This window comes from Streptomyces olivaceoviridis (assembly GCF_014650115.1).
Lineage (GTDB): Bacteria > Actinomycetota > Actinomycetes > Streptomycetales > Streptomycetaceae > Streptomyces > Streptomyces olivaceoviridis.
The window spans coordinates 86,153-105,471 of record NZ_BMUI01000009.1 but is presented as its reverse complement, the minus strand read 5'-3'; the positions used below and the strand labels follow the sequence as shown (position 1 = coordinate 105,471).

The 19,319-nt window shown below is 72.9% G+C and carries 18 protein-coding genes; 9 read left to right on the top strand and 9 right to left on the bottom strand.

Features of this window, described 5'->3' with window-relative positions; genetic code table 11:
• The 4 genes from IE273_RS19160 to IE273_RS19145 are packed head-to-tail and all read right to left on the bottom strand — an operon-like array spanning position 1 to position 3,555.
• Positions 1-969, bottom strand: a complete 969-nt coding sequence (locus IE273_RS19160; protein ID WP_014674319.1) for a complex I subunit 1/NuoH family protein — start codon at positions 967-969, stop codon at positions 1-3.
• The gene (locus IE273_RS19155; protein WP_189816422.1) at positions 966-2,537 is read right to left on the bottom strand and encodes an NADH-quinone oxidoreductase subunit C; all 1,572 of its coding nucleotides are present in this window, start codon (positions 2,535-2,537) and stop codon (positions 966-968) included. The genes IE273_RS19160 and IE273_RS19155 overlap by 4 nt, the downstream gene beginning before the upstream one ends.
• Entirely contained in the window at positions 2,534-3,145 is a 612-nt protein-coding gene (locus IE273_RS19150; RefSeq protein WP_189816421.1) for an NADH-quinone oxidoreductase subunit B, read from the bottom strand. Before IE273_RS19150 ends, IE273_RS19155 begins: the two co-directional genes overlap by 4 nt.
• A complete protein-coding gene (locus tag IE273_RS19145) occupies positions 3,136-3,555 on the bottom strand; it encodes an NADH-quinone oxidoreductase subunit A (RefSeq protein WP_189816420.1) in 420 nt (139 codons plus the stop codon). The genes IE273_RS19150 and IE273_RS19145 overlap by 10 nt, the downstream gene beginning before the upstream one ends.
• A 198-nt stretch (positions 3,556-3,753) precedes the next feature.
• Here IE273_RS19145 and IE273_RS19140 point away from each other — a divergent pair, with 198 nt between their 5' ends.
• From IE273_RS19140 to IE273_RS19120, 5 genes are all read left to right on the top strand, one after another.
• Positions 3,754-4,989: a sensor histidine kinase gene (locus IE273_RS19140; protein ID WP_189816419.1), complete on the top strand. Its 1,236-nt coding sequence runs from the start codon at positions 3,754-3,756 to the stop codon at positions 4,987-4,989.
• Positions 4,990-5,386: 397 nt separating this feature from the next.
• Complete coding sequence (locus IE273_RS19135; protein ID WP_189816418.1) at positions 5,387-6,712, top strand: sensor histidine kinase; 1,326 nt, start codon at positions 5,387-5,389, stop codon at positions 6,710-6,712.
• 549 nt (positions 6,713-7,261) lie between these two features.
• Positions 7,262-7,921 (top strand): response regulator transcription factor, encoded by a 660-nt coding sequence (locus tag IE273_RS19130; RefSeq protein WP_506005254.1) that lies wholly within the window; start codon positions 7,262-7,264, stop codon positions 7,919-7,921.
• Positions 7,922-8,259: 338 nt separating this feature from the next.
• A complete protein-coding gene (locus IE273_RS19125) occupies positions 8,260-10,188 on the top strand; it encodes a 2-oxoacid:acceptor oxidoreductase subunit alpha (protein ID WP_189816416.1) in 1,929 nt (642 codons plus the stop codon).
• Positions 10,181-11,242, top strand: coding sequence for a 2-oxoacid:ferredoxin oxidoreductase subunit beta (locus IE273_RS19120; protein ID WP_189816415.1), 1,062 nt, complete (start codon positions 10,181-10,183; stop codon positions 11,240-11,242). The genes IE273_RS19125 and IE273_RS19120 overlap by 8 nt, the downstream gene beginning before the upstream one ends.
• Before the next feature lie 13 nt (positions 11,243-11,255).
• Here the strand turns inward: IE273_RS19120 and IE273_RS19115 are convergent, their stop codons facing one another.
• Positions 11,256-11,723 carry a winged helix-turn-helix transcriptional regulator gene (locus tag IE273_RS19115; RefSeq protein WP_189816414.1) on the bottom strand — a complete coding sequence of 156 codons (468 nt, stop codon included), beginning with the start codon at positions 11,721-11,723 and terminating at the stop codon, positions 11,256-11,258.
• Positions 11,724-11,814: 91 nt separating this feature from the next.
• On the opposite strand from IE273_RS19115, the gene IE273_RS19110 reads away from it, so the two are divergent.
• The 3 genes from IE273_RS19110 (at position 11,815) to IE273_RS19100 (ending at position 14,330) form a co-directional block, all read left to right on the top strand.
• The gene (locus IE273_RS19110) at positions 11,815-12,669 is read left to right on the top strand and encodes an SDR family oxidoreductase (protein WP_189816413.1); all 855 of its coding nucleotides are present in this window, start codon (positions 11,815-11,817) and stop codon (positions 12,667-12,669) included.
• Between the two features lie 122 nt (positions 12,670-12,791).
• Positions 12,792-13,790 carry an EamA family transporter RarD gene (gene rarD, locus IE273_RS19105; protein ID WP_189816412.1) on the top strand — a complete coding sequence of 333 codons (999 nt, stop codon included), beginning with the start codon at positions 12,792-12,794 and terminating at the stop codon, positions 13,788-13,790.
• Between the two features lie 72 nt (positions 13,791-13,862).
• On the top strand, positions 13,863-14,330 hold the full coding sequence (locus IE273_RS19100; protein ID WP_189816411.1) for a VOC family protein: 468 nt from the start codon (positions 13,863-13,865) through the stop codon (positions 14,328-14,330).
• 31 nt (positions 14,331-14,361) lie between these two features.
• Here the strand turns inward: IE273_RS19100 and IE273_RS19095 are convergent, their stop codons facing one another.
• Complete coding sequence (locus IE273_RS19095; RefSeq protein ID WP_229887289.1) at positions 14,362-15,369, bottom strand: tetratricopeptide repeat protein; 1,008 nt, start codon at positions 15,367-15,369, stop codon at positions 14,362-14,364.
• 196 nt (positions 15,370-15,565) lie between these two features.
• On the opposite strand from IE273_RS19095, the gene IE273_RS19090 reads away from it, so the two are divergent.
• Positions 15,566-16,168, top strand: a complete 603-nt coding sequence (locus tag IE273_RS19090; protein WP_189816410.1) for a flavodoxin family protein — start codon at positions 15,566-15,568, stop codon at positions 16,166-16,168.
• Between the two features lie 7 nt (positions 16,169-16,175).
• Here the strand turns inward: IE273_RS19090 and IE273_RS19085 are convergent, their stop codons facing one another.
• From IE273_RS19085 to IE273_RS19075, 3 genes are read right to left on the bottom strand one after another with little or no spacing between them, the layout of a single operon-like run.
• Positions 16,176-17,057, bottom strand: a complete 882-nt coding sequence (locus IE273_RS19085; protein WP_189816409.1) for an ABC transporter permease — start codon at positions 17,055-17,057, stop codon at positions 16,176-16,178.
• Positions 17,044-18,018 carry an ABC transporter ATP-binding protein gene (locus IE273_RS19080; protein WP_189816408.1) on the bottom strand — a complete coding sequence of 325 codons (975 nt, stop codon included), beginning with the start codon at positions 18,016-18,018 and terminating at the stop codon, positions 17,044-17,046. Before IE273_RS19080 ends, IE273_RS19085 begins: the two co-directional genes overlap by 14 nt.
• A gap of 54 nt (positions 18,019-18,072) precedes the next feature.
• Positions 18,073-19,284 carry a LolA family protein gene (locus IE273_RS19075; RefSeq protein ID WP_189816407.1) on the bottom strand — a complete coding sequence of 404 codons (1,212 nt, stop codon included), beginning with the start codon at positions 19,282-19,284 and terminating at the stop codon, positions 18,073-18,075.
• Positions 19,285-19,319: the final 35 nt, after the last annotated feature.

The window sequence follows — 19,319 nt, the reverse complement described above, 5'->3', positions numbered from 1 at the left end:
TTAGCTGATCACCACCTTGACGATGCCGGTGAGGGCGATCTGGGCGAGGGAGAGGGGGACGAGGAGGGTCCAGGACAGCTTCTGGAGCTGGTCCTCGCGCAGCCGCGGGTAGGTGACGCGGAGCCAGATCACGAGGAAGGCGAGGATCGCGGTCTTCAGCAGGGTCCACAGCCAGCCCAGGCCGTCGTGGCCCCACGGCCCGTGCCAGCCGCCGAGGAAGAGGACGGTGGTCAGGCCGCACAGGACGACGATCCCGGCGTACTCGGCGAGGAGGAAGAGCGCGAACCGCAGTCCGGTGTACTCGGTGTACGCGCCGAAGATGATCTCCGAGTCGGCGACCGGCATGTCGAACGGCGGGCGTTGCAGCTCGGCGAGTCCGGCGACGAAGAAGACGATCGCTCCGACGATCTGCCACGGCAGCCACCACCAGTGGAAGGCGTGCACGATGCCGGGCAGGGAGACGGTGCCCGCCGCCATCGCGACCGAGGCCGCCGCCAGCAGCATCGGGAGTTCGTAGGCGAGCAGCTGGGCGGCCGTGCGCAGGCCGCCGAGCAGGGAGAACTTGTTGGCGCTGGCCCAGCCGGCCATCAGCGAGCCGAGGACGCCGACGCCCATCACCGCGAGCACGAAGAACACGCCGGCGTCCAGGACCTGGCCGACGGCGCCCTCGCTCGGGCCGATGGGGATGGCGAGGAGGACGAGGAGGTACGGCAGCAGGGCCACGGCGGGGGCGAGCTGGAAGACGCGGCGGTCGGCGCCCGCCGGGACCACGTCCTCCTTCTGCGCGAACTTCACGCCGTCCGCGATGAGCTGGGCCCAGCCGTGGAAGCCGCCCGCGTACATCGGTCCGAGCCGGCCCTGCATGTGGGCCATCACCTTGTGCTCGGTCTGGCCCACGATCAGCGGGAAGGTGAGGAAGACGACGAAGACGACCACGAGTCGCAGGGCGACGTCCCACGCGCCGTTCACTGCGGGCCTCCTGCGGGGTCGTCGGGAGTGGTCGGGTCGGGGGTGGTGGCCGGGTCGCTCCCCGGGGCGTCGGGGCGCGGCTCGGGGGCGCGTGCCTGCTCCTGTTCCGGCTGCGGCTGCGGCTGGGGTGCCTGCGGGGGCGCGGGCGCGCGGTCGGGCTCGGGCTCAGGTTCCGGTGTCGGCTCCTCGCCCGACGCCGACGGCGACGCCGACGCCGACGTGGGCTGCGGCTGCGGCTGCGGCTGCGGCTGCGGCTGCGCGGACTGCTCCGGCTCCGCAGGCGGCTCCAGCCCCGGCCCCGGCCCCGGCTCCGGCTCCGGCTCCGGCTCCGGCTCCGGCTCGGCGAACGCCGGGCGGGCGTGGTGCCACGGGGCGTCGGAGCTGCGGGGGGCGGTGCTGCGGGGGGCGGTGCTGCGGCGGGTGGGACGGGTCGCGTCGGCCGGTCCCGCCGACTCTGCCCGTCCGGCCGACTCCGCCGACTCCGCCGGTTCCGTCGGCTCCGTCGGCTCCGCCCGTCCCGTTCGCTGTGCCGGGCCTGCCTGTTCCGCAGGTTCCGTCGGTCCGGTCCCCTTCGTCGAGGCCGGTTCCGGCGCCGTGGGGGTGCGCTGCGAGGCCGAGCCCTCCGAGGCGCTGCGGGCACGGCGCGGCCGGGCGGGTGCGGGCGTCGGGCCGGGCTCGTGCGCCACCGAGGCCTCGGCGGCCGGCCCGTCCGCGGGTCCCTGCACCGCCGCCCGGGTGGCGTCGCCCTCGGTCGCGGCCTGCTTGCGGCTCGCCGCGTCCTCGCCCGGCACCGCCGCCTGGCTCACCGAGCCCTCGCTCGCACTCCGCATCCGACGCGGCCGACCGGCGGCACCAGCGGCACCAGCCTCCCCGGCCCCACTCGCGGCAGCGGCCTGGCTGGCCGAGCCCTCCGAGGCCGAGCGGGTGCGCCGTACCGGACGCTCCCCCGCCGCGCCTCCCGCCGCCGCCCTGGCCGGGCGGGTCGGGGCGGGTGGGAGCTGGCCCTTCAGGGGGCCCCACTCGTTGGGGTCGGGGACGCCGGGGGGCAGCATCTGGCGGCGTTTCGGGCCGCCGTGTTCGGACTCGCCGGGTTCCTTCGCGCCCGGCCACGCCTTGGCGACGCGGGCGGCGAGGACGAAGTCCTTGCGGAGGGGGTGACCTTCGAAGGTCTCGGGGAGGAGGAGGTGCTCCAGCCCCGGGTGGCCCTCGAAGACGACGCCGAACATCTCGTGGGTCTCGCGCTCGTGCCAGGCGGCACCGGCGTAGACGCCGACGGCGGAGGGAAGGGCCGGGGCGTCGTGCGGCACGGTCGTGCGGACGAGGAGCCGGCGGACCGGGCGCAGGGCGACGACGTGCGCGCAGACCCGGAAGCCGGTGCCCGGCTCGTCGACCGCGCTCAGCCAGTCGAAGTAGGTGCAGGACAGGGTCGTACGGGCCGTCTCCAGGGCGGTGAGCCAGGCGGACGGCGGTACGTCCACGGTCAGGACGTCGTAGGACTCCTCGGCCGTGGCCCCCGTACCGAAGAGTTCCTCGGCGGGGGCGGGCAGCCAGCCGGCGGCCGTGCTCATCGCGGGCCCCCTTCACCGGCCGGCGCCGGGGGCCGCAGCAGGCCGCTCTGGAGGGCGGCGGCGGACGGCCGGGCGGGCCCGTTGTCGTAGCGCTCGCCCAGCGACTCGCGGGCGATCTTCTCCTGGAGCTTGAGGATGCCCTGGAGCAGCGCCTCGGGACGCGGCGGGCAGCCGGGGACGTAGACGTCGACGGGGATGATCTGGTCGACGCCCTTCGTCACCGAGTACGAGTCCCAGTAGGGGCCGCCGCAGTTGGAGCAGGCGCCGAAGGAGATGACGTACTTGGGTTCCGGCATCTGCTCGTACAGGCGCTTGACCGCCGGGGCCATCTTGTCCGTCACCGTGCCCGAGACCACCATCAGGTCGGCCTGGCGGGGGCCCGGCGCGAACGGGATCACGCCGAGGCGGATGAAGTCGTGGCGGGCCATCGACGCGGCGATGAACTCGATCGCGCAGCAGGCGAGGCCGAAGTTGAAGACCCAGAGCGAGTAGCGGCGGCCCCAGTTCAGGACGACCTTCATCGGCTCGGGAGCGAGGCGGGCGAGCGCGCCCAGCCTCTTCGGCTCCGGCAGGTACACCGACTCGGAGGTGGAGGGGTTCACGTCCATGCCAGGACGCCCTTCTTGTATGCGTACAGCAGGCCGACGGCGAGGAAGCCGAGGAAGATGAACATCTCCACCAGGGTCGTCGCGCCGTAGCCGGGGGCAGCGAAGACCGTCGCCCAGGGGAACAGGAAGATCGAGTCGACCGCGAAGATCACGTACAGGAAGGCGTAGACGTAGTAGCGGACCTGGGTGTGGGCCCAGCCCTCGCCGACGGGGTCGACGCCGCACTCATAGGTCAGGAGTTTCTCCGGTGTCGGCACCACCGGGCGCAGCAGGCGGCCCGCGCCGAAGGCGACCGCGACGAAGAGCACGCCGATGAGGGCGAGCAGTCCGACCACCGAGTAGGACCGGAAGTAGCCGGCCGCGACGACGTTCACCGCGGCGTACGACGAGTCCCCCGACGTCTCCCGCACCGTCCGTCCCTCGCTTCCTGACCTCGTTGACCTCGTTGACCTGTACGCACGGGAGTCTAGGCCCTGATAAAGAATCGGTAAGCAGCCCGTCAGGCCGTGAGACAGCCGGTACCCGGGACGGGGTGGGGTTTTCCCCCGGCGGCGGAGGGCGGCGTACCGCATGGCGTGGACGGTGCCGCGCACGGCAGGCTGATCAGCATGACCGCTCCCAGCCCCGCCGCCGACCGGACCGGCGGCACCGACGAACGTGACGGCCGCGACGGAAACGACGGACCCGACGGACCCGACGGCCTGCACCGGCTGCCGCCGCCCCGGCCGGCCTATGAGGCGCACACCTGGAAGGAGATCGCGTATCTCCTGCTGAACCTGCCGGTGGCGCTGTTTGGATTCACGTACGCGGTCACCGTGCTGGTGGCCGGCGGCACCCTCACCCTCACCGTGATCGGTCTCCCGCTGCTCGCGCTGTCCCTGCTGGGCGCCCGGCAACTGGGCAAGCTGGAACGGGCCCGGGCCCGGAAGCTGCTCGGGGTGCGGGTGGAGGAGCCCTCGCCGCTGCCGCTCGCCAAGGGCGGGGGCCCGGTGCAGCGGCTGTGGATGGCGCTGAAGGACCCGGTGGGCTGGCGCACGCTGCTGTACGACGCCATCCGGCTGCCCTGGGGCATCCTCACCTTCTGCACGGTGCTGATCTCGCTGTTCGTGCTGTGGCCGGTGCTGCCGTACCTGGCGCGGGGCATGACGAACCTGGACCGGGCGATGGTGCGGGGGCTGCTGTCGCCCTCGGACGAGCTGGAGCGCCGGATCGCCGAGCTGGAGTCCGACCGCGGGATCGTGGTGGACACGGCGGCGGCGGATCTGCGCCGGATCGAGCGGGACCTGCACGACGGGGCCCAGGCGCGGCTGGTCAACCTGGCCATGGGACTGGGCCTCGCCAAGGAGAAGCTGCTGGAGGACCCCGACACGGCGGCGGCGATGGTGGCGGAGGCGCACGGCGAGGTGAAGCTGGCCCTCCAGGAGCTGCGCGACCTGGCCCGGGGCATCCACCCGGCCGTGCTCACCGACCGCGGCCTGGACGCGGCCCTGTCGGCGGTCTCCTCCCGCTGCACGGTGCCGGTGAAGGTGACCGTGGACCTGCCGGCCCGGCCGGCGGCGGCCATCGAGGGCATCGCCTACTTCACCGTCTCCGAGCTGCTCCAGAACATCAGCAAGCACAGCGGGGCCCGGTCCGCCTCCGTCGACGTGTGGCGCTCGGAGGAGCGGCTGCTCATCCAGGTCCGGGACGAAGGCCGGGGCGGCGCCCGGCTGGACGGGGGCAGCGGGATGCGGGGCCTGGCGGACCGGCTGGGCGCGGTGGACGGCCTGTTCGTGGTCGACTCCCCGGCGGGCGGCCCGACGGTGATCACGGCGGAGCTGCCCTGGCGGGACCGGCAGGAGTAGCCCGGCCCGCACATGCACGGGAACGGCCCGGCCTGCACAGGGCACGGAAGTGGTCCCGCCCGCACAGGGCACAGGAGCAGCCCCGCCCATACATTTCACAGGAGCAGCCCCGCCCGCGCATGGCCGGCCACCGCGGCGCCACGCGCGCGTGAGACGCGGAAACGCCTCACGCGCGCGTGGCGTCGTTTCCGCGCCGCGCGTCGGCAGCGCCTGCCACGGCACTACGGCCGGCCACGGCACCGCTCCGACCACGGCGCTACGGCGGGACGGAGCGCGGGGGTGGGGAAAACCCCCCGCTCAAGACGCCGACGGACTCCATACCCCGGCAGCGCCCGGCGGACGACCCTGGAGGTACGGCTGGAACCGCCGCCGGAACGAGGAGAACGGGACGACACCGATGGTCACGGACTACGGACAGGGGTACGCCACCCGCAGCGAGCCGCGGCACCGGCTGCCCGCCGGGCTGCGGGCACCCTTCGAGGCGCGCAGCTGGCGCGAGTTCGGCTACGTGCTGCTGAGCCTGCCGGTGGCGGCCGTCCTGTTCAGCTGGACGGTGACGATGGTCACGCTCGGCGCGGGCCTGCTGGTGACCTTCCTCGGCATCCCGGTGCTCGCGGCGGCGCTCGCCGGCTGCCGGGGCTTCGGCGTGCTGGAGCGGGCGCGGGCGCGCGGCCTGCTCGGCCTTGAGGTGGCCGACCCGGAACCGCTGCGGATGCGCAAGCCGGGCGCGGCGGCCTGGATGGGCGCGATGCTCAAGAGCGGCGCCTCCTGGCGGCACGTGCTGTACGCGCTGGTGCAGTTCCCGTGGGCGGTGTTCTCGTTCTCGGTGGCGGTGACCTTCTGGTCCTGCGGCTGGGGGCTGCTGAGCTATCCGCTGTGGTTCTGGGTGTTCCCGACGTACGCCGGCGAGGGCGGGATCCAGCTCTACGGCGACGCCCACCACAGCGTCTACCTCGACAACCCCTTCGAGATCACCGTCACGGCGCTGATCGGGCTGGTGTTCACCCTGGCCACGCCCTGGCTCGTACGGGCCCTGACGACCGTGGACGGGCTGCTCGTGCGCGGGCTGCTCGGGCCCTCACCGCTGTCGGCGCGAGTGGTGGAGCTGGAGTCGGACCGGGGGGTCGTGGTCGACACGGCCGCCGCCGATCTGCGCCGCATCGAGCGGGACCTGCACGACGGGGCGCAGGCCCGGCTGGTGAACCTGGCGATGGATCTGGGGCTGGCCAAGGAGAAGCTGCGGGAGGACCCGCGGACGGCGGCGCGGATGGTGGAGGAGGCGCACGGCGAGGTGAAGACGGCCCTCCAGGAACTGCGCGACCTCGCCCGGGGCATCCACCCGGCCGTGCTCACCGACCGTGGCCTGGACGCGGCCCTGTCGGCGGTCGCCTCGCGCTGCACGGTGCCGGTGCGGGTCGAGGTCGACCTGCCGGCCCGGCCCGCGCCCGCCATCGAGGGCATCGCCTACTTCACCGTCTCCGAACTGCTCCAGAACATCAGCAAGCACAGCGGCGCCCGGTCCGCCTCCGTCGACGTGTGGCGCTCGGAGGACCGGCTGATGCTCCAGGTGACCGACGACGGCGTGGGCGGCGCCGACGCCTCCCGGGGCTCCGGGCTGGCCGGTCTCGCCGCCCGCCTGGACGCGGTGGACGGCATCCTCATGGTGGACTCCCCGGCGGGCGGCCCCACCCGGGTGATCGCGGAACTCCCCTGGCGCGGCTGAACGCCCGCCCGCCTCAGAGCCGGAGCGGCGGAGCGGCGGAGCGGCGGAGCAGCAGTGCTGCGGCGGAGCGCCGGTACACCCGCGCGGCGGAAGCGGCGGCACGCCTGGGCGCCCCAGCGACGGCGCGCCTGGGCGGCGGAACAGCGGCACGCCCGAGCACCTGAGTGGCAGAGCGGCGAGACGCCTGAACGTCAGAGCGGCCGGACGCCCGCGCCACGGAACGGCGGAACGGCCGACGCCCGCACGCCCGCACGCCCGCGCGCCCGCGCCACGGAACCGCGGGGGCGGCCGGGCGCCGGCACGGCGGCACACCCAGGCACCGGAACGGCGGAACGGCCGACCCCCACGCGCCTGGGTGACGGGGCGCGTGCGGATCCGCCCGAGCCCCGAAGACGCGCCCGGGTCGCGCCCCCGTATTCCCCCGAGATTCCCCCGGTCGGCGGCGTTCCGGGCGGATTGCTGGAATGCTGGACCCCTGGAGGACGCCCCGGGCGGACGGCGTCGCGGGGGATCGGGCTGTGGGGGGCCGGAAGAATCGTGGAGGACAGGGTGCGGGTGGTCATCGCCGAGGATTCAGTGCTGCTGCGGGAGGGCCTGACCCGGCTGCTGACCGACCGCGGGCACGAGGTCGTGGCGGGCGTCGGCGACGCGGACGCGCTGGTGAAGACCATCTCCGAGCTGGACGAGCGGGGCGAGCTGCCCGACGTGGTCGTGGCGGACGTACGGATGCCGCCGACGCACACCGACGAGGGCGTCCGGGCAGCCGTACTACTGCGCCGGCTGCACCCCGGGCTCGGGGTGCTGGTGCTGTCGCAGTACGTCGAGGAGCGCTACGCCACCGAACTGCTGGCCGGTTCCAGCCGGGGCGTCGGCTATCTGCTCAAGGACCGGGTGGCGGACGTCCGGGAGTTCGTGGACGCGGTGGTGCGGGTCGCCGAGGGCGGTACGGCGCTGGACCCGGAGGTGGTCGCACAGCTGCTCGGCCGCAGCCGCAAGCAGGACGTGCTGGCGGGGCTGACGCCGCGGGAGCGCGAGGTGCTGGGGCTGATGGCGGAGGGGCGGACGAACTCGGCCGTCGCCCGGCAGCTGGTGGTCAGCGACGGCGCCGTGGAGAAGCACGTCAGCAACATCTTCCTGAAACTCGGCCTGGCCCCGAGCGAGGGGGATCACCGGCGGGTTCTGGCCGTTCTCACCTACCTGAACTCCTAGTCGGCCGGTCCGGTGTCAGCCTCCCGTCAGCGCCCCGTCAGCCTCTCCCGCTTCGGTGGAGGCGGGTACCCGGAAGGAAGGCCCGGAGCGACCCGTAGGGGGCGACCGGGGGTCCGGTCGGGAGCCGCAGAAGAGAACCTGTACACGCGCGGGGAGCGCCTTGACCGGTGCTCAGGCGATGCGGGACATGATGGACACACAGCGCGACAGGCCGTCTCGAAATGTCGTCCAATCACTGGATGGCTCGGGAAGGCGACCCTAACCGACGTAGGGTTGATCCTGGGATGGTCCGTGGGACGACCGGCCCCGGACAGCCGCCTCGAAGGAGGTCCAGTTCAGTGACCAGCCAGGTCAGCAGCCCAGCGGAGCAGACCGACGGAACCGTCGTGGGAGAGCAGCGCAAACCGGGCGGCGCGAAGGACGTGCGGCGCCTGGACCGGGTGATCATCCGGTTCGCGGGGGACTCGGGTGACGGCATGCAGCTCACCGGGGACCGTTTCACCTCGGAGACCGCTTCCTTCGGCAACGACCTCTCCACCCTCCCGAACTTCCCCGCCGAGATCCGCGCCCCCGCCGGCACCCTGCCGGGTGTCTCGTCCTTCCAGCTCCACTTCGCCGACCACGACATCCTGACCCCCGGAGACGCGCCGAACGTCCTGGTCGCCATGAACCCGGCCGCCCTGAAGGCCAACATCGGCGACCTCCCGCGCGGAGCCGAGATCATCGTCAACACCGACGAGTTCACCAAGCGGGCCCTCCAGAAGGTCGGGTACGCGAGCGACCCGCTCCAGGACGGTTCGCTCGACGGCTACAGCCTCCATCCGGTGCCGCTGACCACGCTCACCGTGGAAGCGCTGAAGGAGTTCGACCTCTCCCGCAAGGAGGCCGAGCGCAGCAAGAACATGTTCGCGCTGGGCCTGCTGAGCTGGATGTACCACCGGCCCACCGAGGGCACCGAGAAGTTCCTGAAGTCGAAGTTCGCGAAGAAGCCGGACATCGCCAGGGCCAACGTCGCGGCGTTCCGCGCGGGCTGGAACTTCGGCGAGACGACCGAGGACTTCGCGGTCTCCTACGAGGTCGCGCCGGCCACCAAGGCCTTCCCGGTCGGCACGTACCGGAACATCTCCGGCAACCTCGCCCTGGCCTACGGCCTGATCACCGCGTCCCGCCAGGCGGATCTGCCGCTGTTCCTGGGGTCGTACCCGATCACGCCGGCCTCGGACATCCTGCACGAGCTGAGCAAGCACAAGAACTTCGGCGTGCGCACCTTCCAGGCCGAGGACGAGATCGCGGGCATCGGCGCGGCGCTGGGCGCGGCGTTCGGCGGCTCGCTGGCGGTGACCACGACGAGTGGCCCCGGTGTCGCCCTGAAGAGCGAGACGATCGGCCTCGCGGTCTCGCTGGAGCTACCCCTGCTGGTGGTGGACATCCAGCGCGGCGGCCCGTCGACGGGTCTGCCGACCAAGACCGAGCAGGCCGACCTGCTCCAGGCGATGTACGGCCGCAACGGCGAGGCGCCGGTGCCGGTGGTCGCGCCGCAGACCCCGGCCGACTGCTTCGACGCCGCCCTGGAGGCGGCCCGGATCGCGCTGACGTACCGGACACCGGTGATGCTGCTGTCGGACGGCTACCTGGCCAACGGCTCCGAGCCGTGGCGCATCCCCGACCTGGACGAGCTGCCCGACCTGCGGGTGCGGTTCGCCTCCGGCCCGAACCACACGCTGGAGGACGGCACCGAGGTCTTCTGGCCGTACAAGCGGGACCCGAAGACACTGGCCCGGCCGTGGGCGATCCCGGGCACCCCGGGCCTGGAGCACCGCATCGGCGGCATCGAGAAGCAGGACGGCACGGGCAACATCTCCTACGACCCGGCCAACCACGACTTCATGGTCCGCACCCGGCAGGCCAAGGTCGACGGCATCGACGTCCCCGGCGTGGAGGTCGACGACCCGCACGGCGCGAAGACCCTGGTGCTCGGCTGGGGCTCGACCTACGGCCCGATCACGGCGGCGGTACGGCGGCTGCGCGCGGCCGGCGAGTCGATCGCCCAGGCCCATCTGCGCCACCTCAATCCCTTCCCGCGCAACCTCGGCACGGTCCTGAAGGGCTACGACAAGGTGGTCGTCCCCGAGATGAACCTCGGGCAGCTCGCCACCCTCATCCGGGCGAAGTACCTGGTCGACGCCCACTCCTACAACCAGGTCAACGGCATGCCGTTCAAGGCGGAACAGCTCGCCGCGGCGCTGAAGGAGGCCATCGATGACTGACGCCACCAACGGGCTGCTCCAGCTGGTCCCCAAGGCCGAGGCCAAGCAGTCGATGAAGGACTTCAAGTCGGACCAGGAGGTGCGCTGGTGCCCGGGCTGCGGTGACTACGCGATCCTCGCGGCCGTCCAGGGCTTCATGCCGGAACTGGGCCTCGCGCGGGAGAACATCGTCTTCGTCTCCGGCATCGGCTGCTCCTCCCGCTTCCCGTACTACATGAACACCTACGGGATGCACTCCATCCACGGCCGCGCCCCGGCCATCGCGACGGGCCTGGCCTCCTCCCGCCGGGACCTGAGCGTGTGGGTCGTCACCGGCGACGGCGACGCGCTGTCCATCGGCGGCAACCACCTGATCCACGCCCTGCGCCGCAACGTCAACCTGAAGATCCTGCTGTTCAACAACCGGATCTACGGCCTGACGAAGGGCCAGTACTCGCCGACCTCCGAGGTCGGCAAGATCACCAAGTCGACGCCGATGGGCTCGCTGGACGCGCCGTTCAACCCGGTGTCGCTGGCCATCGGCGCGGAGGCGTCCTTCGTGGCGCGCACGATCGACTCGGACCGCAAGCACCTGACCGAGGTGCTGCGCGCCGCCGCCGACCACCCCGGCACGGCGCTGATCGAGATCTACCAGAACTGCAACATCTTCAACGACGGCGCGTTCGACGCCCTGAAGGACAAGCAGCGGGCCGAGGAGGCGCTGATCCGGCTGGAGCACGGGCAGCCGATCCGCTTCGGCGCCGACGGCGCGAGAGGGGTCGTGCGCGACCGGCGGACCGGTGACCTGGAGGTGGTGACCGTGACCCCGGAGAACGAGGCGGAGGTCCTGGTGCACGACGCCCACACCGCGTCCCCGACCACGGCGTTCGCCCTGTCCCGGCTGGCCGACCCGGACACCCTGCACCACACCCCGATCGGGGTGTTCCGCTCCGTCGAACGGCCGGTCTACGACACGGCGATGGCCGAGCAGCTCGACACCGCGATCGAGCAGAAGGGCAAGGGCGACCTGGCCGCGCTGCTGACGGGCGGGGACACCTGGACGGTCGTCGGCTGATCCGTCCGCCGGTTCAGGAGGCCCGGGACTGGTTCCCCCGGGCCTCTTCGTACGCGCCGCGGCTCGCGTCGTAGGCCTGGCGGCTCTCGTCGTACGCGCGGCGGCTCTCGTCGTAGGACCGGCGGGCCTCCGCCACCGCGTCCATGCGGGCGTGCGTCCACTGGGCGAGGGCCCGGACCTGCTCCGCCGCTTCCCGGCCGAGTGCGGTGAGCGAGTAGTCGACGCGGGGCGGGATGACCGGCTTGGCGTCCCGGTGGACCAGGCCGTCGCGCTCCAGGGTCTGGAGCGTCTGGGTGAGCATCTTCTCGCTGACGCCCCGGCCGCCGAGGCCGCTGATCGCACGGCGCAGCTCGCTGAACCGGTACGGCCGCTCCAGCAGTTCGATGAGGACGAGGACACCCCAGCGGCTGGTGACGTGTTCCAGGACCAGGCGGTGCGGGCACATCGCCTCGGCGTCCACCGCGTTCTTGCTTACCGACATACCAGTACCTTACTTCAAAGTGGGTACTTTCGTTCGGTTAGTGCAGCTCCTAGGGTGAGTGACATACCCACCGGAGAAGGAGTCACCCCTCATGAGCATCGTCGTCACCGGAGCCACCGGACACCTCGGCCGGCACGTCGTGGAGCAGCTGCTGGAGAAGGTCCCGGCCGAGCGGATCACCGCCGTCGTGCGGGACGAGGCGAAGGCCGCCGATTTCGCCGCCCGCGGGGTGAAGCTGGCCGTCGCGGACTACAACGCGCCCGAGACCTTCGACGGCCTGTTCGCCGCCGGTGACAAGGTCCTGCTGATCTCCGGCAACGAGTTCGACAAGGGCCGGGTGGGACAGCACACGGTCGTCATCGAGGCGGCCAGGGCGGCCGGCGTGGCGCTGCTCGCCTACACCAGCGCCCCGGGCACCCTGACGGCCGCGCTGGCGGACGACCACCGGGCGACCGAGCAGGTGCTCCTCGCCTCCGGCCTGCCCTACAGCCTGCTGCGCAACGGCTGGTACCACGAGAACTACACCGAGAACCTGGCACCGGTGCTGGAGCACGGCGCGGTCCTGGCCGCCGCCGGTGACGGCCGGGTCTCCTCCGCCGCCCGCGCCGACTACGCCGCCGCCGCGGTCGCGGTGCTGACCGGCGAGGGCCACGAGAACACGACGTACGAGCTGGGCGGCGACGAGGCGTGGAGCTTCGCCGAGTACGCGGCCGAGCTGAGCCGGCAGACCGGCAGGGAGATCGTCTACAACCCGGTCCCGGTGGAGGCCCTCACCGGCATCCTGACCGGCGCCGGGGTGCCCGCGCCGGTGGCCGGGATCCTGGCGGGCGTGGACGCGTCGATCGAGAAGGGCGAGCTGGTCGTCTCCTCCGGCGACCTGTCCCGGCTGACCGGCCGTCCGACGACGCCGCTCGCACAGGCCGTCACCGCCGCGCTCAAGGGCTGACCCGGGCGGGCGTCCCCGGCTGTCATGACCGTATGGCGATACGAGCATGACAGCCGGGGACGCCCGGCGTTACCTTCGTCCTCGTGCGTCCACGCCGGACGCGCGGGCGAGAAGGAGGGGACGTGGCCGCGACGTCCGAGGGTGAGCACCGCACAGGCCTGCTGAACGGCTTCGCCGCCTATGGGATGTGGGGGCTGGTGCCCCTGTTCTGGCCGCTGCTCAAACCGGCCGGCGCCCTGGAGATCCTGGCCCACCGCATGGTGTGGTCCCTGGTGTTCGTGGCCGCCGCGCTGCTCTTCGTACGCCGCTGGGCCTGGGCCGGAGAACTGCTGCGCCAGCCCCGGCGGCTCGGCCTCGTCGCCGTGGCGGCCGGTGTCATCACCGTGAACTGGGGCGTCTACATCTGGGCCGTGAACGCCGGCCACGTCGTCGAGGCCTCGCTCGGCTACTTCATCAACCCGCTGGTCACCATCGCGATGGGCGTGCTGCTCCTCAAGGAACGGCTGCGCCCCGTGCAGTGGGCGGCGGTCGGCATAGGTCTCGCCGCCGTCGTCGTGCTGACCGTCGGCTACGGCCGCCCGCCGTGGATCTCCCTCTGCCTCGCCTTCTCCTTCGCCACCTACGGCCTGGTGAAGAAGAAGGTGGACCTCGGCGGTGTCGAGTCGCTCGCCGCCGAGACGGCGATCCAGTTCCTGCCGGCGCTCGGCTACCTGCTGTGGCTGACCGCGCACGGCGACGCCAGCTTCCTGCACGACGGCGGCGGACACGCCGCCCTGCTCGCCTCCACGGGCATCGTCACCGCCCTCCCGCTGGTCTGCTTCGGCGCGGCGGCGATCCGCGTGCCCCTGTCCACACTGGGCCTGTTGCAGTACCTGGCCCCGATCTTCCAGTTCGTGCTCGGCATCCTGTACTTCCACGAGGCCATGCCGGCCGAGCGGTGGGCCGGGTTCGCGCTGGTCTGGCTGGCGCTGGTCCTGCTCACGGGCGACGCGCTGCGGTGGGCCAGGCGACCCGCACGGCTCGCGGTGCCGACGGCCCGCATGGTCGACACGTCGCCCTCGCCGTCACCCTCGGCGTCACCATCACCATCACCGTCGGCTTCGGCTTCGGCGGATGCCTGACCGGAGGACCACAGTCGCCCAAGTGGGCGGAGTACCCCCCTCCACCGACGCGTCCGGCTATAAGTGGGAGCCATGACCACACAGGCGCCCGCCCCGCTGCACTGGAAGCTCGTCGTCGACGCGGCCGACCCGCACGCACAGGCCGACTTCTGGGCCGCCGCGCTGCACTACACCCCCGAGGACAACAGCGCCCTCGTCGAACGGCTGCTGTCCCTCGGCGCGCTGTCCGGCGAGGCCACCGTCGAGTACCACGGGCGGGCCGCGTTCCGTGACCTGATCGCCGTACGGCACCCCGACGACCCGTACGACCCCGAGACCGGCACCGGGCTCGGGCGGCGGCTGCTGTTCCAGCGGGTACCGGAGCCGAAGACCGTGAAGAACCGGCTCCACCTCGACGTCCACGCCGGCCCGGAACGGCGCGCGGAAGAGGTGGCACGCCTTCAGGCGCTGGGCGCGCGGGTGGTGCGCGAGGTCAAGGAGCCCGGGGGCCGGTGGGTGCTGATGGCGGACCCGGAGGACAACGAGTTCTGCGTGCAGTGACCCCGGGTGCGCCTGCTCCGGGCGGGGCCGGTCAGGACCTCGCCGCCGCCTTGGCCGCGCGGTCGGTCAGACGGACCATGCGGGCGCGGGCGGACTCCAGCGGGCCCGGGTCGTCCGCGGCGGGGCCCGGCTCGGCGGTGAGGTCCGTCCACAGGTCGATCAGGTCGCGGCCCAGCCGCAGGCCCTCCTCCGGGTCACGCACCGCGCGCCAGGCGGTGGCCGCGCTGCGCACGTTGTCGTAGGCGGCCTCCCCGTCCCGTGCCTGGCGGCGCAGCCGGGCCACGTCCAGGGACAGCCGGAAGGCGCGGACCGGGTCACCGGCCAGGTAGGCGATGTAGGCGGACAGTTCGAGCAGGTGCAGCACCTCGGCGTGGCGCGGGCCGAACACGGCGGTGGCCTCGGCGAGCGTCCGGTCGGCCAGTTCCGCCGCCGTGTCGATACGGCCCGCCCGCACGGCCTCGTTGATCCGGCTCATCGGCTCGGTGAGCAGTTTCGCGCCCTCGGCGGTCTCGGTCAGCGGCCCGTCGCCGAGCACCTCCTCGGCGACCGCGTCGAATCCACGGGCCGGGGTGGGGGCGGGGGCGGGGGGCTCCGGCGGTACGGCGGCGAGGGCGCTGTGGGCCGCGGGGCCCTGGGGGTCCGTGCCGGGACCGTCCATCACCGGCGCCGGTCCGAACTGCCCGGTCGGGGGCTGCGCGGTCGGGGCCTGCGTGGTCCCCGGCGTCCCGGCCGCCGCCGGCCGCGGGTTCACCCGGACCGCCTTCCCCGTCACCCGGCTGGAGCCGTCCGCCGAGACCTCCAGGGGGACCACGCAGCCCGCGAGGTCGTCGTGGACCGTGGCACGTATGGGCGCGCCGACGCTGATGGCCAGGCGCTGAAGGTGGTCGAGCACGGCCTGCTGGATCTCCTCGCCCGGTGCCGCCACGACCGACGCCCCGTCCACCGACGCGCCTCCCGCGCCGAACACCCGGACGGACACCGCCGCCGCAGGCCCCACGGGCTGCCGCGCCCGCTTCTTCTCGAAGCTGACTCCAGCCATCGGTGTCCCTCACTCCCCCGGCGTCGCGATCCGGTCGTACGCGTCCTGCCCACCAGTGTGTCCGCTCCCCACGGTTTTCCACGTCACCGCGACGTCACAGCCTCGCACCAGCCGCACCCTGGCGGAGGTTGCTTGCGTATGCATAGAATGCACACGCATTCAATCGGGGTGCGACACGAACGCGTCTGGGGGACCCATGAGCCGCCGTTTCCTCTTCGTCCTGGGCAGCGCCCGCGAGGCGGGCAACACCGAACTGCTGGCCCGCGAGGCCGCCGCGCACCTGCCCGGCGACAGCGAACAGCACTGGATCCGCCTCGCCGACCACGCCCTGCCCGACTTCGTGGACCTGCGGCACGACAGCGACCACGTCCGGCCGTCCCCGGACACCCCGGCCGGCCTGCTGCTGGACGCCACGCTGGCGGCGACGGACATCGTGATCGCCTCGCCGCTGTACTGGTACTCGGTGTCCAGCCTCACCAAGCGCTACCTGGACCACTGGTCGGCCTGGCTGCGCACCCCGGGCGTCGACTTCAAGGCGACGATGGCGGGCCGTACGCTCTGGGGCATCGCCGCGCTGGCGGACGACGAGCCGTCGGTCGCCGACCCGTACGCCGGCACGCTCAACAACTCGGCCGCCTACCTGCGGATGCGCTTCGGCGGGGTCCTGCTCGGCAACGGCAGCGCGCCCGGCGACGTACGCGAGGACGCCGACGCGCTGGCACGCGCGAAGACGTTCTTCGCGCAGGACGCGCCCCTCGCGCGCTTCCCGTACGAGGCCGTCGGCACCGCACCTCGGTGAGGGGGTGCTAGGCGTTGATGTCCTTCGCCGTGAACCGCGCCCAGGCCGCCGCACCGAACACGGCCGCGTACAGCGCCTGGAGACCGAGGTTCTTCACCAGGTCGTCCCAGTAGACGGGGTCGCGCATCAGGTCGGCGAAGGACAGCCAGTAGTGCGGGAACAGGTACGGCTGGAGCGCGTGCAGCTGGGGTATCTGGTCGACGATCTGCACGGTGATGAGCAGGCCGACCGTGGTGGCCATCGCCGCGATGCCGCTGTTGGTGAGCGTCGACACGAACAGGCCGAGGGCCGCCACACCGACCAGTGACGCGGCGACGACCAGGGCGATCAGCAGGGCGCGGCCCAGTCCCTCGGCGAAGCTGATCCGGGTGCCGGAGATCGTCGTCAGCTCGCCGAGCGGGAAGAGCAACGCGCCGACGAGCAGTGCCGAGACGGCGACGACCAGCGTGGCCAGCAGGCAGAAGGCCAGCACCGTCGCGTACTTGGTGAGCAGCAGCCGGGTACGGCCGGCCGGCGCGACCAGCAGATAGCGCAGGGTGCCCGCGCCGGCCTCCCCGGCGATCGCGTCGCCCGCGACGACGCCGACCGCCATCGGCAGGAAGAACGGCAGGGTCGCGGCCAGCGCGGTGAACACCAGGAACAGGCCGTTGTTGGTGATCTGCGAGATGAACGCCGGGCCCTCGCCGCCTCCGCCCGCCGGCCCGCCGCCCCGCGTCTCGATCTTCACGGCGATCCCGACCAGCACCGGCACCGCGGCCAGCACCCCGAGCAGGGCCAGCGTGCGCCAGCGGCGCACGGTGGTGACCAGCTCGCTGCGCAACAGCCCGAGGGTCCACAGGGGGTTCGGCCGGCGCCCGGCGCCCGCCAGGAGCACATCAGCCCGCGACATCGAAGCCCTCCCCGGTCAGTGCCACGAACGCGTCCTCCAGCGAGGCCCGTTCGACGGTGAGGCCCCGGACCCGGACGCCCGCCGTGACCAGGGCCGCGGTCACCTCGGCCAGATCCCGCGCGGGTGGTTCACCGGTGACCCGGTCCCCGTCGGCCGTCACGTCCCCGACGCCCAGTTCCTTCAGCACGCGTGCCCCCTCGGCCGGGTCCGGGGTGGTCACCACCAGCCGGTCGCGCGCCCCGGCGGCCAGGTCGGCCACCGCGCCCTGGGTGACGAGCCGGCCCTGCGCCATGACCGCCGCATGGGTGCACACCTGCTCGATCTCGTCGAGGAGGTGGGAGGAGAGGAAGACGGTCGTGCCGTCGGCGGCCAACTCCCTGATCAGGGTGCGGATCTCGCGCATGCCCTGCGGGTCGAGGCCGTTGGTGGGCTCGTCCAGGACGAGCAGTCTGCGCGGCTGGAGCAGCGCGGCGGCCAGTCCCAGACGCTGTTTCATGCCGAGCGAGTACGCCTTCGCCTTCTTGCCGGCGGCGGCTGCGAGACCGACCCGGTCCAGCGCCGTGGCGACACGGGCGCGCCGGGTGCGCGGGTCGGCGGTCGGGTCCGCGGCGTCGTAGCGCAGCAGGTTGTCCCGGCCGGAGAGGAAGCCGTACAGGGCGGGTCCCTCGATGAGGGCGCCGACCTGCGGGAGGACCGTACGGGCCGCCCGCGGCATGGGCCGGCCGAGCACCCGGGCGGTGCCCGCGGTCGGCTCGATCAGGCCCATCAGCATGCGGATCGTGGTGGTCTTGCCGGAGCCGTTCGGGCCGAGGAAGCCGAAGACGCTGCCCGCCGGGACGGTCAGGTCCAGACCGTCCACGGCGAGCTGTCCGCCGCGGTAGCGCTTGGTGAGGCCGCGTGTGGCGATCACACTCGCCGCCGTGTCGCCCGGCTCCGACTGCGTGGCGGACGGCTCGTCCATCGGCTCCCCTCGGTTCATCCGGTTCGTCTCATTCGGTGCGGTGCGCCCGGGAGGTCACTTCCCCGCGTCGGCCGCCTTCACCAGGGCCTCCTTGGTCACCGTGCCGGCGTACACCTTGCCGTCGTCGGTGATCAGGGCGTTGACCAGGCGGGTGGAGAAGACCGTGCCCTTGCCGAACTTCCCGGAGACCGGGTCGCCCAGCGAACCGAGGAAGCCGCCGAGGTCACCGCCCTGGGAGCCGGTCGGCAGGCCGCCCTTGGCACCGGTGTCGAAGGTGGCGACGGACGTCCAGCCCTTGCCCAGCACCTTCAGCCCGTCCTTGCCCGCCAGGCCCCCGGCGAAGTCCTCGCCGTGCTTCGGGGCGTGCTCCCGGGCCCCGGGGGCGTCCTTCCCCTCGGTGACCTTCGCGCCCTTGGGCGGCGTGAAGGCGAACGTGGAGGCGGCCGGCCGGGCGAAGGAGACCTGGGTGAAGCCCGCGTCGAGCACGGCGGCGCCGCCGCTGCTCGGAGTCAGCGTGAACTTCAGCGGCATGCCGGTCTTCGCGTCCACGGCGATGCTGATCGCGCCGACCGTGGTGCCGGACTGCTTGGGCCGGATCAGCAGCTTGTAGGCGTCGCGCCCGGCGACCTGCGCGGTGCCGTCGACGGTGACGGACGTGGTGTCGTCCACCGACTTCAGGGCCTGGTCGGCGAAGTCCTTGGGGGTGGCCGGCGGCTCGGCCTCGCGGTCCTTGCCGGAGCCGGCCCCCGTGGAGTGGTAGACCTCGTTGCTCTTGCTGTCGTAGCCCCAGACGTCCTTGCCGTCGCGGATGAGGCTGTACTCGGCGCCGCTCTCCAGCAGCGACAGCTTCTGCCGGTCCGGGCCGTCGGCGGCGACGCGCAGGGTGTGCGTGCCGGAGACCAGCTCGGTGAGCTTGGCCTGCGGGTCGGCGGAGGAGCCGTCGCCCGAGCCGCCCCGGCCCGCGCCGGACATCAGGCCGTTCTCCAGGCCGCCGAGGTCGGGCAGGCCGAGATCGGTGCTGATCTTCACCGTGCCGGACAGCTGCTGCACGTCCGACGTGGCGATCTTCTCGATGAGCTGCTGTGCGCTGATCTTCGGCAGGTCGGGGTCACCGGAGTCGGCGAGCGCCGGGACCAGCCCGATCGTGGCCGCCGCCACCCCCACCACCGCGACCGGCACGGCGTACCGGGCGGCCTTGCGCCGGCCGGAGCGCGGGTGCTCGTCGCGCGCGGCGCCCACTGCGTCGTCGGATTCGTACGGTGCCATGTGTGCCTTACCTCCGTCGTCGGCGGCGGCTGTCC